This is a genomic window from Comamonas brasiliensis, from assembly GCF_018292285.1.
GTDB classification, from domain to species: domain Bacteria; phylum Pseudomonadota; class Gammaproteobacteria; order Burkholderiales; family Burkholderiaceae_C; genus Comamonas; species Comamonas brasiliensis.
Window position 1 is genome coordinate 411,951 of sequence record NZ_JAANES010000001.1, and the last position, 14,036, is coordinate 425,986.

General features: G+C 57.5%; 9 protein-coding genes and 2 pseudogenes. 7 read left to right on the plus strand and 4 right to left on the minus strand.

Annotated features, from left to right (window positions below):
- Positions 1-172 precede the first annotated feature (172 nt).
- Positions 173-1,126 carry a LysR family transcriptional regulator gene (locus DJFAAGMI_RS01930; RefSeq protein ID WP_211455739.1) on the minus strand — a complete coding sequence of 318 codons (954 nt, stop codon included), beginning with the start codon at positions 1,124-1,126 and terminating at the stop codon, positions 173-175.
- Between the two features lie 122 nt (positions 1,127-1,248).
- Between DJFAAGMI_RS01930 and DJFAAGMI_RS01935 the strand changes: the two genes are divergently transcribed.
- The 5 genes from DJFAAGMI_RS01935 (at position 1,249) to DJFAAGMI_RS01955 (ending at position 7,960) form a co-directional block, all read left to right on the plus strand.
- Positions 1,249-2,187, plus strand: coding sequence for a dihydrodipicolinate synthase family protein (locus tag DJFAAGMI_RS01935; RefSeq protein WP_211455740.1), 939 nt, complete (start codon positions 1,249-1,251; stop codon positions 2,185-2,187).
- Between the two features lie 75 nt (positions 2,188-2,262).
- Positions 2,263-3,228 (plus strand): Bug family tripartite tricarboxylate transporter substrate binding protein, encoded by a 966-nt coding sequence (locus tag DJFAAGMI_RS01940; protein WP_211455741.1) that lies wholly within the window; start codon positions 2,263-2,265, stop codon positions 3,226-3,228.
- Complete coding sequence (locus DJFAAGMI_RS01945) at positions 3,218-3,922, plus strand: SDR family NAD(P)-dependent oxidoreductase (protein ID WP_211455742.1); 705 nt, start codon at positions 3,218-3,220, stop codon at positions 3,920-3,922. Before DJFAAGMI_RS01940 ends, DJFAAGMI_RS01945 begins: the two co-directional genes overlap by 11 nt.
- 27 nt (positions 3,923-3,949) lie before the next feature.
- A complete protein-coding gene (locus DJFAAGMI_RS01950) occupies positions 3,950-5,116 on the plus strand; it encodes a mandelate racemase/muconate lactonizing enzyme family protein (RefSeq protein WP_211455743.1) in 1,167 nt (388 codons plus the stop codon).
- A 402-nt stretch (positions 5,117-5,518) separates the two neighbouring features.
- On the plus strand, positions 5,519-7,960 hold the full coding sequence (locus DJFAAGMI_RS01955; protein ID WP_211455744.1) for a membrane-bound PQQ-dependent dehydrogenase, glucose/quinate/shikimate family: 2,442 nt from the start codon (positions 5,519-5,521) through the stop codon (positions 7,958-7,960).
- 131 nt (positions 7,961-8,091) lie between these two features.
- Here DJFAAGMI_RS01955 and DJFAAGMI_RS01960 read toward each other — a convergent pair.
- A pseudogene (locus DJFAAGMI_RS01960) lies at positions 8,092-9,017 on the minus strand (tripartite tricarboxylate transporter substrate-binding protein).
- Positions 9,018-9,051: 34 nt separating this feature from the next.
- On the opposite strand from DJFAAGMI_RS01960, the gene DJFAAGMI_RS01965 reads away from it, so the two are divergent.
- A complete protein-coding gene (locus DJFAAGMI_RS01965; protein ID WP_211455745.1) occupies positions 9,052-9,381 on the plus strand; it encodes a helix-turn-helix domain-containing protein in 330 nt (109 codons plus the stop codon).
- A gap of 202 nt (positions 9,382-9,583) precedes the next feature.
- Here the strand turns inward: DJFAAGMI_RS01965 and DJFAAGMI_RS01970 are convergent, their stop codons facing one another.
- Both DJFAAGMI_RS01970 and DJFAAGMI_RS01975 read right to left on the minus strand, forming a co-directional pair.
- Positions 9,584-11,875 carry a sensor histidine kinase gene (locus tag DJFAAGMI_RS01970; RefSeq protein ID WP_211455746.1) on the minus strand — a complete coding sequence of 764 codons (2,292 nt, stop codon included), beginning with the start codon at positions 11,873-11,875 and terminating at the stop codon, positions 9,584-9,586.
- Positions 11,872-12,702, minus strand: a complete 831-nt coding sequence (locus tag DJFAAGMI_RS01975) for a response regulator transcription factor (protein WP_211455747.1) — start codon at positions 12,700-12,702, stop codon at positions 11,872-11,874. The genes DJFAAGMI_RS01970 and DJFAAGMI_RS01975 overlap by 4 nt, the downstream gene beginning before the upstream one ends.
- Before the next feature lie 364 nt (positions 12,703-13,066).
- Between DJFAAGMI_RS01975 and DJFAAGMI_RS01980 the strand changes: the two are divergent.
- Positions 13,067-14,023 (plus strand): annotated as a pseudogene (locus DJFAAGMI_RS01980) (Ig-like domain-containing protein); the annotation flags it as partial.
- Positions 14,024-14,036 lie beyond the last annotated feature (13 nt).

The following is a 14,036-nucleotide window of genomic DNA, read 5'->3' on the forward strand; positions in this document are numbered from 1 at the left end:
CCTGTGATTACAGTGGAAACCTTCTAACTACCAGCAACTGGTCACCATCCATGTGCCGTCCACTCCGTCTCTGTTTCAGCTGGTGGATTCCGACGCCGTGCTTGTGAGGCGTAAATCTAGTTAATCCATACCACCGAGCCGCTTCACTGGCAGTGACCATGAATCGTTGCAGTCACTCAATCACTTGCATCCTGGCTAGCTCCCACAAGGCCTCAGCCTTTTCCGACATCTCTGAGCGTTGCCTGTACATGCGTATCTCGACAGGGATGCTCCATGTCTCCGGCCCTGCCCGCACCAGTGATCCATTCGCCAACTCGGCCTTGATCAAAGACTGGGGAAGCCAGGCAATTCCGCGCCCTTCCAAGGCCATGGTTTTCAGAAGCACGGCGTGATGCGCAGTGAATACCTCCTGAAGATCCGCTTCGGAGGTGTTTCTGCCGCTCTTCGGCGTATTGGGCCGTAGCAGCGATCTCATGATCCGCCCCAGACCAGAGTCCTCGCTGTATGCCAGCATGGGAAGCGGCGGTGCGTTGCCGATTGCATGCAAAGCCTTGCCCATCGTGCCGTCGGGGTGTGGCACGCACACTGGTACCAGCAAGTCTCGGCCCAGAAGGAGCATGGGGTAGTCTTGCTCATCAAGCCTGCCAGGTGTGCTCTTGTGCCCATGGCACAGCACAAACTGAACCTTCCTCTGAAACATCAGGAATTCGCAGCTGCGAGAACTGTCAGACATCGTCTGCAAGGAGCCGATGTGCAGCCGTGACTCAATGCCCGCCAGCCACTGAGGGAAAAAAGTCAGTGACAGCACATGCGTTGCGGCAAACCTCAACGTGGATTCCTCTTGGTCATGTGCTGCACGGGCCTTGATCCGGGCCGCCTCAAGGTCTGCAAGCACCCCTTCGAGCAAAGGCAGAAACCTTTGGCCTGCGGCGGTCAGCGCCGCTGGATGTGCGCTTCGATCAAAAAGATCCACTCCCACCCATTCTTCGAGTCCCCGAATATGGCGACTGAAGGCCGGTTGGGCGATCGCCCGAACTTCTGCCGCGCGTGAAAAATTGCCGCTTTCGGCAAGTGCGATGAAGTCTTCCAACCACTCTAGATCGAGGTTGCGATTGCCTGGTCCCATGCTCTGCACTCGTTGGGTTCTAAGAAATAGATAGTTGTATGCATTTCTAGTATTGGTGCTGATTGGCACTCTCAGAAATGATGGCGTCTCAGATCAACAAGGCCGACGCCTGGAGACTATACATGCCATCGATAGCCAACTACAAAGGGATCATCCCCGCCATCTCTTGCCCCTTCACTTCGGATCACAAGATCGATGAGGCGGCTCTGCGAAAGCTTGCATCCTGGCTTGCTGGCCATGATGGAGTGGTCGCAATCATGACCAATGGACACACAGGGGAAGTGTTTGCCCTGACGCCCTCGGGACGCGCAGAGGTGACTCGCATTGTTGCCGACGAGCTTAAAGGTCGCCTGCCTGTCATTTCGTCCATTGTGTGCGAAGGCCTCGAGGAAGCCGCCGAACATGCAAGGGCGGCCCGGGAGGCGGGAGCCGTGGCTCTGGATGTGATGCCACCTCATCACTGGCTGCGCTTCGGATTCATCCCGGAACATGCACTCCAGTATTTCGAAGCCATTCACAAGGCGGCTCCCGACCTGGATCTGGTCTGCCATGTCTACCCTGCCTGGACAAGAGCCTCCTACTCTTCGCAGCTTCTCGCCACTTTGGCCCGGTTGCCGTACGTGCAGGCGTTCAAGGTCGGTCAGCGAGACATGAACAAATATGCACGCGACATTCAGGCCATCCGGGATGCGGATTCGAGCAAGGCCATCCTGACCTGCCACGACGAATATCTGCTCGCCTCCATGGTTCAAGGCGTAGATGGTGCGTTGGTCGGATTCGCTACCTTCATTCCTCAGCTCATCATTGATCTGTGGAATGCCGTCAAAGCAGGTGACCTGAAAAAGGCCATGGAAGTGCAGGCAATCATCACCCCCCTCAAGGACGCCGTGTACGGCGGTGGCGAGCCGACCGGCGAGGCACATGCCCGTATGAAGGAGGGTATGTATCTGGCCGGCGTGATTGATGACGCCATCGTACGCCCGCCCACTGAAGCGCCCAACGAAAAGGAGACCGCTGCATTGCGTGCAGCCGTAGCGCAGGCAGGACTGCTCAAGCGCTGATAGCGATTTCGCTGCCGTGGACCGTCATGCGGCCACGGCCATGGACTTTCCTAAGAACGACAGGAGACAAAGAACATGCAACGCAGAATTTTCACTGAGCTCGCCATGGGCGCCATATTCATGGCAATGGCTGGCGTCGCTTCGGCACAAAGCTACCCTTCCAAGGCTGTCAAGGTCGTGATCCCGTTTCCACCGGGTGGCACTCTGGATACCGTGGGTCGGCAACTGGCACAGAAGCTCAGCGAGCAGATGGGACAGCCATTCATCATCGAAAACCGTCCTGGCGGCAATGGGGTGATAGGAGGTGATGTCGTGGCAAAGGCACCGGCTGATGGCTACACCCTGTTATTCAATGCCTCGACCTTCACCACAGCCCCCATGACGATGAAGTCTGTTCCCTATTCGGTGGACAGGGACTTTACGCCGGTGGCGCTGGTCGCCAAAGCGCCCTTGTCGGTTGCAGTCAACAAGAGGTTGCCCATCACGGACATCAAGTCATTGATCACTTACGCCAAGGAGCATCCTGGGAAGATGACGTTTGCCGTAGGCTCGATCGGCTCGGCGGGACACCTATCTACAGAGCTGCTCAAACGTGCAGGCAAGCTGGATTACATGATCGTGCCCTACAAGGGCACGGCCCCTGCATTTCAGGATCTGATCGGCGGCCAGATAGACGGATTCATCGACCCCATTCTGGGCTCGCTGCAGTACCACAAGAGCGGCATGCTGCGCGTTGTGGCCGTTACGTCGGCGGAGCGTGCAGCCAGCCTGCCCGATGTACCCACGGTGAGTGAGACCATTCCAGGCTACGAGTTCTACAGCTGGTATGGACTATGGGGTCCTGCAAAGCTGCCAGCCGAAATCACCAAGAAGCTCAATGTCGAGGTCAATCGGGCGCTAGCCGGCGACATGAAGGAAAAGCTCAAAGAACAAGGCATTCTGACCACCGCCGGTACGGCTGAAGATTTCATCAAATTTCAGAAGCTGGACATGGAACGGTCACAGAAGATCGTTTCTGAGGGGAAGATCCGTGTCGAATAGCTTCCAGCAAAGACATGCCGTTGTCACGGGGAGCAGCGGCGGTATCGGAAAAGCCATCTGCGAAGCCTTGCTAGGCGCAGGTTGGCGTGTTACCGGGCTTGACCTTTCCCCGCCCACGATCACGCACAACTCGTTCGCTCATCACCGACTGGATCTGAGCGATCAGGTCCAGACCCGCTCCATTGCGTCGATTCTGAGGGATGTGGATGCCTTGGTGCATGCCGCAGGGGTGCTTCGGGTTGCGCCACTTGGCAAGCTGGATGCTGAAGCCGGTGAATTGATGTGGCAGATCCATGTGGGGGCGGCATCCCAATTGGCCGACCTGTTGGTTCCTGCAATGGTGGAGCGCGGGTTTGGTCGCGTGGTCTTTATCGGCAGCAGAGTTGCTCAAGGCCTGCCCGGGCGTGGCCAGTATGCAGCCACCAAAGCTGCCGTCATTGCGTTGGCTCGCAGCTGGGCAGTGGAGGTTGCGCCCAAGGGCGTCACGGTCAACGTCGTCTCTCCTGGCGCAACGGCCACGCCCATGCTCAAGGACCCGGCCCGAGCAGGAAGCGCTCCACGTCTTCCACCCATCGGCCGCCTGGTAGAGCCGCAGGAAATCGCTTCCATGGTCGCCTATCTGCTATCCCCTGCAGCTGCGGCAATCACAGGCCAGAACTTCAACATTTGCGGCGGCTCGTCCCTGTCGCAATGACGTCAAAGTCCACTTAGAAAAGCCATCATGAAAATCGTCAACATCATCGAATCCACGCGCCCCATCAAATCCGATATCCGTAACGCCTACATCGACTTCTCCAAGATGACCCTGAGCCTGGTGGCCGTGGTCACGGACGTGATCCGCGATGGCAAACCCGTTATCGGCTATGGCTTCAACTCCAATGGTCGCTATGGTCAGGGCGCGCTGATGCGCGATAGGTTCATCCCCCGTGTTCTCGAAGCGAATCCGGCCAGTCTGATTGACGACTCTGGAGAAAACCTGGATCCCCACAAGATCTGGGCTTGCATGATGACCAACGAGAAGCCCGGTGGCCATGGAGAGCGATCGGTTGCTGTCGGAACCATCGATATGGCTGTCTGGGATGCAGTCGCAAAGATCGAAGGCAAACCACTGTTTCAGCTGCTCGCGCAGCGCTATGGAAACGCCGCCGCCAACCCGCGTGTTTTCGTATACGCTGCTGGCGGCTACTACTACCCCGGCAAGGGCTTGGACAAGCTCAGGCAAGAAATGGAAAGCTACCTTGACCGCGGATACTCGGTCGTCAAGATGAAAATTGGCGGTGCCAGCATTGCCGAGGACTGCGAACGCATCGAGTCGGTGCTGAATATCCTGGGCCCAGGGCAGCAATTGGCAGTGGACGCAAATGGCCGCTTCGACTTGAACACTGCAATCGACTATGGCAGAGCACTGTCCCAGTATCCGCTGTTCTGGTATGAGGAGGCCGGCGACCCTCTCGACTACGAGTTGCAGGCCAGGTTGGGCGAGGTATACAAAGGGCCAATGGCTACGGGGGAGAACTTGTTCTCGATGCAGGATGCACGCAACCTGATCCGCCACGGCGGCATGAACCCCGAGCGCGATTTCCTGCAGTTTGACTGCGCCCTCAGCTACGGCCTCGTGGAGTATCTGCGCACTTTGGACATGCTCAAGGAAAACGGCTGGTCTCCGAGCCGCTGCATTCCACATGGAGGGCATCAGATGTCGCTCGCCATCGCTGCGGGTCTGGGGCTAGGCGGCAACGAGAGCTATCCGGACCTGTTTCAGCCCTATGGAGGCTTTCCGGATGGCGTGAAAGTTGAGAACGGCTATGTGACGCTCCCCGAGCTCCCCGGTATTGGATTTGAAGGCAAATCCGATTTGATCTCTGAAATGCTGAGACTGACTCGCTGAATACGCATGGCATTTTTCCGGCTGCTGCAGGGGGAGCAGCAGTTGGCCTCAGCCACAAGGCGGATGGTCGTCACCAGGCAATCTGGCAAGCCCTATGTGAGCAAGTCTCAGATGCCTGCAGTTCGATGACAAGGGCTTGCGGCCCGGTGTTGATGATGGCTTGAGTGCCCATGGGTATCGGGACCTGTTCTTGCTGTTGCAGTATTTCTACGTGGTATTCCTTATCACGTAAATTTCACTTTATCAATAATTGTTTTCACCAGGGCGCAATAATCCGCCCTCGGATCTTGATGCATATCAATTCCGAGCTCTCAAAGCTTGTGCGAGCGGCCAAACGCCGAGACCAGCCCGCTGCTCACCCGGCAGCAATGCGGCGCCTCGCACACCCAATCGGATGTAAAAATGGAAAAACAACAAACGCAACCCTCCTTGGCTGCCAAGGTGTGTTTGCTCGTTCTAGGTCTGTGCCTCTTGGCAGCAGGTCTGTTCTTCGCGTTCTATGGCTACCAGCTCGTTACCCTGAAGGGTAGCTGGTACTTTTTGCTGAGCGGCCTGGCCCTGGTGGCTTCTGGTGTCCAGTTGGCGCGTTTGCGTTCCAGCGGCGCCATGATCTACGGAGCCACCTTTGTGGCTACCGTGATCTGGGCTCTGATCGATGCCGGCCTGGATTTCTGGCCCCTGGTCTCGCGCGTGTTGTTGCTGGCCGGCCTTGGTATCCTGGTGGCACTGGCCTTCCCCGTGCTGCGCCGCACCAACGCGCAGCCGCCTCAGCGAGGAGCATCGCTCGCAGTGGCCGGCGTTTTGACGCTGGCCTGCCTGGCCACTGTGGGTGGCATGTTCCTGCCTCACGCCTCGGTCGCAGCCAAGACTGATGACACCGTGCTGCAGCCTGTGCCTGCCGGCCAGGCGCCCATCGACTGGGCCCACTATGGCAGCACGCCCGGTGCCACGCGGTTTGCGGCGCTGGATCAGATCACGCGCAGCAATGTCAAGGACCTGCAGCTGGCATGGACCTATCAGACCGGTGATGTTCCCGTGAGCCCTGGCGGTGGCGGCGCAGAGGATCAACTGACGCCCCTGCAGGTTGGTAACCAGGTCTTTGTCTGCACGCCTCACAACAATGTGATCGCTCTGGATGCGACAACCGGCAAGGAGCTCTGGAAGACCGAGATCAATGCCAAGCAGAAGAAGTGGATGCGCTGCCGAGGCCTGGCCTACTTTGACGCCGCCCAGCCCCTGGCTCAGCCCAGCGTGGCCGGCGCTACTCCGGTCAAGGCGGTTTCCGTACCAGCCGGTGCTGCCTGCCAGCGCCGCATTCTGATGAACAGCGTGGCTCCCGAACTGATCGCCCTGGACGCCGACACTGGCGCCTTCTGCGAAGACTTCGGCAATCATGGCCGCGTGGACCTGCGCGCAGGCATGGGCAAGGGCGCCGACAAGGGCCAGTACTACCCCACCTCCGCCCCCACGCTGGCCGGCACGACCATCGTGATTGGCGGCCGTGTGGCCGACAACGTGAGCACCGACATGCCTGGCGGCGTGGTGCGCGGCTTTGACGTGGTCACCGGTGCGCTGCGCTGGGCTTTCGATCCCGGCAACCCCGAGGACCAGAGCGCCCCGGCCGAAGGCAAGACCTACGCCCGCTCCACACCCAACGTCTGGGCTCCCATGTCCTACGACCCTCAGTCCAACACCGTGTTCATGCCCGTGGGCAGCGCGGCCGTGGATCTCTGGGGTGTGAAGCACACGGCCCTGGACCGCAAGTACGGTGCCTCCATGCTGGCCGTGGACGCCAGCACCGGCAAGGAAAAGTGGGTCTACCAGACCGTGCACGACGATCTGTGGGACTTTGACGTGCCCATGCAGCCGTCCTTCGTGGACTTCCCAGGCGTTGGCGGCAAGACCACGCCCGCCATGGTGTTCGGCACCAAGGCAGGCCAGATCTTTGTTCTGGATCGCGCCACCGGCAAGCCCCTGACCAAGGTCGAGGAGCGTGCCGTGCCGGCCGGCAACATCGAAGGCGAGACTTATTCTCCCACCCAGCCCTTCTCGGTCGGCATGCCCAACATCGGTGCCGCCGACATGAAGGAGTCGGATATGTGGGGTGCTACGCCCTTCGACCAACTGCTGTGCCGCGTGAAGTTCAAGTCCAAGCGCTACACCGGACTGTTCACGCCTCCGGGCACCGATCCTTCGTTGAACCTGCCCGGCTCGCTGGGTGGCATGAACTGGGGGGGCATCTCGGTCGACCCCACGAACAACTACCTGTTCATCAACGACATGCGCGTGGGTCTGGAAGTACAGCTGATCAAGGCCGATCCGGCAGACGCTGGCGTCAAGGCCGACGGTAACGAAGCTGCGGCCATCACCAAGCCCGTGCCTCTGGACGGTACGCCTTACGCCATCAACGCCAAGGTGCGTTTCATGTCACCGCTGGACATCCCCTGCCAGAAGCCGCCCTTCGGCACGTTGACGGCCGTGGACCTCAAGACCCAAAAAATTGCCTGGCAGGTGCCTGTTGGTACGGTCAAGGACACTGGTCCCTTTGGCATCAAGATGGGCCTGCCCATCCCTATCGGCATGCCCACCATCGGTGGCACCATGGTCACGCAAGGTGGCTTGGTATTCATCGCCGCTACCCAGGACTACTATCTGCGCGCCTATGAAACTGGTACCGGCAAGGAAGCCTGGAAAGCCCGTCTGCCAGTGGGCAGCCAGGGTACGCCCATCAGCTACCAGTCGCCTGTGACCGGCCAACAGTTCGTGCTGGTATCGGCCGGCGGTGCTCGCAATTCTCCCGATCGTGGAGATTATGTGATCGCCTACGCTCTGCCACGCAAGTAAGACGCGATCATCGGATAGCTGCTGCTGCTGCTTCGGCGGCGTTCTCGCTCGACCCCGGCAATGCCGGGGTTTTTTGTTGAGCCCTCGTGCTTTTCATCCTTTGGCTGCCTAGCCGCAGGTGAGGAGTTTCTTCATCTTCCTGAAGGGAAGAGCCCTGCGGCTTTCACCAAAGCGGCATTGCTTTTCATTTCAGAATTGATGTAAGCATTGAATTCTGATGAAGACAATGCCCAGGGTTCCGCGCCTAGGCTGGCGAATCGTTGCTTGACTTCGGGGTCGGATAATGCGCTCAGGACCTCTTTGTTAAGGCGTTCAACTATTTCCTTGGGACCTTGGATGAAGCGAACATCCAAATTCAGAAGTTGACTTCTGAATTGGCAACGGCGGCCTTCGTGGTCGTTGGCATATTGGGAAGTTCCGCTGATTTTTTTCCGAGCCAACTGCAAATGCAAGTAAATGGCCTTCCTTGATCTGACTGATTACAGGTGCAATCGGGGAAAAGTAGTAGTCCGCTCTTCCTGCCAAAACTTCATTGATGGCCTCTGCTGAGCCCTTGAGCGGAATGTTGGATGCATCGAGCTTCGCCGCAATTCTGAACTTCTCTGCATTCAGATGTGTTGCGCTGCCCTGACCGGCGGATGCGTAATTCAGTTTGCCATGGCTCATGGCGCCCCTTGTCCAGCAAGGCTTGCAAAGTCTTGATGTTTTTCTTGGGTGAGATGACTAGAGCATTTGGTAGGGGCGCAATTGGCGCAACAGCCGTGAAATCCTTGGGAGTGTCAAATGGAAGCTTGGCAAAGGTTGATGGGTTCACGGTGTGTGATGACGACTGAATCATGATGGTGTAGCAATCGGGAGCAGCGGAGGCAGTGGCGGACGCTCCTATTGTTCCGCTTGCACCTCCGCGATTGTCGATAACCAACACCTGTCCAAGGCTTCGGCTTATTTTTTCAGTAATGGCTCTGGCTACGATGTCAGTCGTGCTGCCTGCCGTAAAAGGAACAATCACCTTGATGGGACGGTTGGGGTAGCTGGATAAGGCGCTGCAGCCATCGATTGGCGCCTATTTTCCCAACTCGAGAGATGGACATATGGCTGCGCTGCTGCTCGAAGAGCTACACAGACTGGTGCCGCAACCCTTGCTGCTGCCGGCGGCGGCAGATGGGCGCGTAGCGCTCGCCTGTGAGCACATTCGCGTGTCTCCCAGACACAACTCAACCGCTCAAGGCTGCGCCGATTCACTAGGAGTGAGTGAACGCACATTGCATCGCTTGTTCAAGCGCGCGACGGGACTTACATATCCGGACTGGCGCAAACAGGCGATGCTTCATCGCGCCATTGAATGGAGGGCATCAGGAATGCTTTTTAAAGAGATAGCCGCAAAACTTGGCTATGACAGTCCAAGCGCTTTCAGCCATTGATCCGTAAGACACTGGGCTCAACTCCAACGAGACTCTTTGAAGGCATTTGAGCGCGCGCCGGCTTGAGGCTTGGAATTGTCTACAGCAGCCTTGGCAGTCCAAGTATCCCCCCTTGATTTTCAATTTGCCCTTCTTCCTTGAGGAAGATATTGATCTGGAAGGGCTGTGGTGTGAATGGCTCCTGTGCGAAAGCACTATTCAATCACTGCAACGGTGCACTGCGTGCAATGTTCCCAATTTGCTCAAAGTCAAGATCATCCAGTGCTTGCCTGACCACCTTGATCAACACCGGATAGTCCGTTCCGTTATCCATGGCATCAATCCAGGAGTGCAAATCGCTCCAGTTTCCATGTCTTGCAAGCCGTTCCAATTCGTCCTTGTGTTTCTTGGGGAGAGCCTCCAGTTTCTGCATGGGATCGGGCATATGGCCTCTATCGGATGCGGGCAGTGAGATCAAGGCTTGGAAGAGGGGGCTATTAGAAACCTGTTTGACCATTAGAAAGAAGACTGCATTGGTGCCGCGTCCAGGACGGCTGTCAATCGATAGATGGCCGGTCATTTTCTCGATGATGCGCTGTGCTATGAGCAGTCCCAGCCCTCGCTTGCTGTGGGTGCGATTGGCTGCCAGCGATTTCTGGATTCCCGCGAGGACTTCCTCATCGATGCCGGAGCCGCTGTCGCTGACTTCAAAGCGCAGATGCCATTTGTCGCGGCCAAGGTATTTGGCCTGCAGCTTGAGGTCGATGTTTCCGTCGAAGGTGAATTTGGCGGCATTGGACAGGAGATTGAGCACCGCCTGTTGCAGCCGTTTTCCGTCCAGATAGATATGCGCGGGCAGCAGGCTCTGTATCTGCAGTGAAAACGCATTGCGCTGGCGATGGGCCAGGGCCTGGGCGTACTTGGTCAGATCGTTGAGCAAAGCGCTCAGATCCACTGATTGCTCATTCAATGCCAGAGGAGGTTGCAGTTCATCCTTGGCATAGTCCACCAGCTCGTCTATCAATGCCAATTGGTAGGCGGCGCTTCTTTCGATGGCGGCAAGCTTGTCCGGGTCCACCTTGTTCGGGGACCGGTGCATCAGCTGCAGATAGGCAATGATGGCCGAGACCGGCGCACGCAAATCATGGCTGACATAGGCCAGCAGTTCTTTCTGTTCCAGCGAGCGTTGCTCCGCCTGCTCCAGAGCTTCCTTGAGAGCGCGCGTCTTGTAGTCGACCTCGTGTTCCAGGCGTTCCTGTTGCTGGCTTTGCCATTGCAGCAATGTGCGCTGTGCCTGATGCCTTTGATGGGAATGCTGATAGGCCCAGCTGGTGATCACGAAAAGGCCTACCGTGAGGGCTGGCAGCACAAGCGCATATTGCTCGAGAAGCTGCACCACCGCGATATTGGGCACAAGCAGAGCGGCGGCGCGCAGCAAGGCGCAAAACGCCAACACGGAGACCAGCAGCAAGGCCGTCATACCGCCTGGCCCACCGTTGCGATGGTAGATATAGGTGCAGGCCAGAATCGTGAGCAGGCTCAGGGGCGCGACGATGATGCCCACAGGTGCGAACCAGTCGTACGGCCCCCAGAGGGCACCGACCAGGACCATGCTTTCCAGCAGGGCAATGAACTTCAGCATGACTACTCCTGCTGAAGGCAGATACTCTGGAGTCTTTTCGAGACGCGCACGTAGATAGAGCAATATGCTCAGCACGATTCCCGCCACCAGAACGTGATGTGCGCGGTAACCCCATTGCGTGCTACTGGGCCAAAGTATGACTTGTGCGTAGCCTCGGTAGGTCGCCTCGTAGAGTGCGGTCAGCAGCAGGCCCAGGGTTTGCCATCCCATCATGGAGGCCCGCAAAATTCTCCACAAAGCTGCGGAATACACCACGAAAACCAGAATGCTGCCTATCAGCAGACCACTGAACAAGGCATAGTCACGCTCCATCATGTGCCATTGATCCACGGTATGCAGAGTGACTTCGAGCTTGCTGGACGCATGACTGTTGACATGGACCAGCACGCGTAGCGTCTCTCCGGGAGCGAGATTGATGGCAATCTGAGGCACGCGGGTCAGCGATTCGTTGGGGTCGCTGATTCCTGCCAGCGTCCGACTGGCACGAACCTGGCCCTCCTGCATGCGCAGGACGTAGAAGCTAACGTGCTGCAGCCAGCTCGCTCCCAGAGCCAGTTGCAGTGCCTGGGGGTTTGCCAGATCGTTGTGCAGCGTCAGCCTGAGCCACAGATTTTTCATGTCGAATCGCCCATCCAGGGTCTTGGCGCTGACGGTGCGGAATCCGTCGACCTCGCCGCCAGGAACTGCGGCCACTTCAAGCGGGTTTTCGTTGGCTGTGCCTCGTTCCCAGACCTCGACCGTGCTGTCGAGGACTTTGCGGCCCAGAATCACATCGCTGATCTGAATGCGCTGCGGGGAAGACAATTCAATGGCATTCGCACCGGTTGCCCACCACAGCAACAGGCTGCAGAGCAGCTGGATACATTGCCTCATGGCTGTGGGCTCGCGCATGAGCGCCGAAAGGCGGACGGGGTGCAGCCGAAGTAGGAATGGAAAGCCGAGGAGAAATTGGCCGCACTGGAAAATCCTATGGCTGCGGCCACTTCTTCTATATGCATGGCAGAGCTGGCAAGCATGCGTTGGGCCTCGTGAAGACGAGCCTCCCGGATGAACTTGTAGACCGTGTTGCCCGTGTGCGTCTGGAACACCCGTGTCAAGCGCTTTTCGTGTGTGCCCAGCTGGGCAGCCAGTTCGGGCAGGGTGGGTACCTTGGACAGATCGGACAGCACCAGTTGCTGGGCCGCCCGTAGCAGGGTCAAGTTGCGATCGCTGCTCAGTGCCTTCGAGAGCTTCGCCGGCTCGGAAGCTGTCACTGGTGACTGTGACGGAGCTTGAGCATCCTGTTGCGGTTTTGCTCGGCGCTGCGCCAAAGCCAGATGAATTTCCACACGCGCCAGAACCTCATTGATGTCGAACGGCTTCTGGATGTAGTCCACGGCACCCAGTTGCAAACCTCTGAGACGTTCCAGCGGCGACGCGCAGGACGTCACAAAAATTACAGGAATGTTTGCTGTGGATGGATCGGCCTTGAGTAGCCTGCAGGCGGTAAATCCATCTACGTCGCCCATGTTTACGTCCAGCAGGATTAATTCAAATTGCTGAGTCGTGGCGCGGCGGTAGCCTTGCATGCCTTCCATGGCGACCGAAAGACGATAGCCATTGCTTTTGAGCAATTCCAGCAGGATCTTTAGTTCAGCCACGTTGTCGTCGATGACGAGAATTCGTTCACCGGAGGGGCCTGCAGGCGACCAGTAAGACACAGCAACAATCCGAGGTTAGATGGTTATGTTGAAAAACCACGGGATTGTGAAGTTGATCTTTAACGATGTGTTACGTTTTGATGGATCGAATGACTCAGATTCACGAAATCTGACGTTTGTTTACAAGTTTTCCTGGAATGCAAAAGTGATTTCCCGTTTTTAAAAATTGACGCGATAAGGCGAATCTCTGCCATCAGAAAAATTGACATTTGTTTTGAGTCTTTGTCTGGTAGGCAGATGGAATGTTCGCTTTTTCAAAAGCGTTGCAAATCGCTAACTCCTAGCATTCGCGGGCGTTTGGCATTGAGCACCCCGGAGTAGAGGGTTCAGAACTTTGCCAAGGTCAGGAATCAAGGAGAAGTTCATGGAAGCCGTATACAAATCTGGTGGAAAAGTCGTGCCCGCTCAGCAAGGTCTGGTCTTGGACAAGCCTTCTGCGCTTATTCTCAAAGTTGCTCCGGAACAGATCGCCAAGTCAGTGCGTGTCGGTAATGATCTGGTGTTGACGCTGGTCAATGGAGAGCAAATCCATGTGAACGGATTTTTCACGCCATATGCAGAGGACGGGCGCAATGATCTGGTCCTTGAAGATCAGCAAGGGGTGCTCTGGTGGGGGCAATATGGCAAGGCCTGGGAAGGCTTCGAGTTCACCGAGATCGAATCGAATGAGCCTGTTGCACCCTGGCTGCCCTGGCTTTTAGGGTTGGCTCTTGGTGGTCTGGCTGCGTCGAGCGGCGGCGGCAAGAGCGTCAATCACTCTCCCGAATATGCCGATCCCAATGATGGTTTGCGTCAAGGGGAGCCAGATCATGTGTCTGGGCAGGAATTCAGCAATGGCGGCTACAAGGTCTCGGTGCGTGAGGATCAGCCGTTCAATGGCAAGGTGACTGGCAAGGATGCGGACGGCGATAGGCTGACCTATGAGCTGGGCGATCCGCCTGCTCACGGCACGGTAACCGTCGACAAGAGCACCGGCAAGTACACCTACACGCCCAACAAGGACTGGAGCGGCTCGGACAGCTTCACCATCGAACTCGATGACGGCAAGGGCGGCAAGACCAGCACCACGGTGACCGTCAACGTCACGCCCGAGCAGGACGCGTTCGACGATGCTGCCACGACCGGCTTTGAGAAGTCCGTCACCATTGATGTGCTGGGCAACGACCTGTTTGAAGGACAGAACCAGCACATCACCCACGTCAATGGCATCTCCATCGCCGAAGGCGGCACCGTGGCCGTGGCCGACGGCAGCGTCAAGCTGGTGGGCGGCAAGCTGGTGTTCACACCGGCCGACGGCTTCAGCGGCGATGCCAGCTTCAGCTACACGGCGCAGA

Coding starts and splice junctions, on each gene's coding strand:
- DJFAAGMI_RS01930 (WP_211455739.1), bottom strand. CDS start 1,126: ATGGGACCAGGCAATCGCAACCTCGATCTAGAGTGGTTGGAAGACTTC.
- DJFAAGMI_RS01935 (WP_211455740.1), top strand. CDS start 1,249: ATGCCATCGATAGCCAACTACAAAGGGATCATCCCCGCCATCTCTTGC.
- DJFAAGMI_RS01940 (WP_211455741.1), top strand. CDS start 2,263: ATGCAACGCAGAATTTTCACTGAGCTCGCCATGGGCGCCATATTCATG.
- DJFAAGMI_RS01950 (WP_211455743.1), top strand. CDS start 3,950: ATGAAAATCGTCAACATCATCGAATCCACGCGCCCCATCAAATCCGAT.
- DJFAAGMI_RS01955 (WP_211455744.1), top strand. CDS start 5,519: ATGGAAAAACAACAAACGCAACCCTCCTTGGCTGCCAAGGTGTGTTTG.
- DJFAAGMI_RS01965 (WP_211455745.1), top strand. CDS start 9,052: ATGGCTGCGCTGCTGCTCGAAGAGCTACACAGACTGGTGCCGCAACCC.
- DJFAAGMI_RS01970 (WP_211455746.1), bottom strand. CDS start 11,875: ATGAGGCAATGTATCCAGCTGCTCTGCAGCCTGTTGCTGTGGTGGGCA.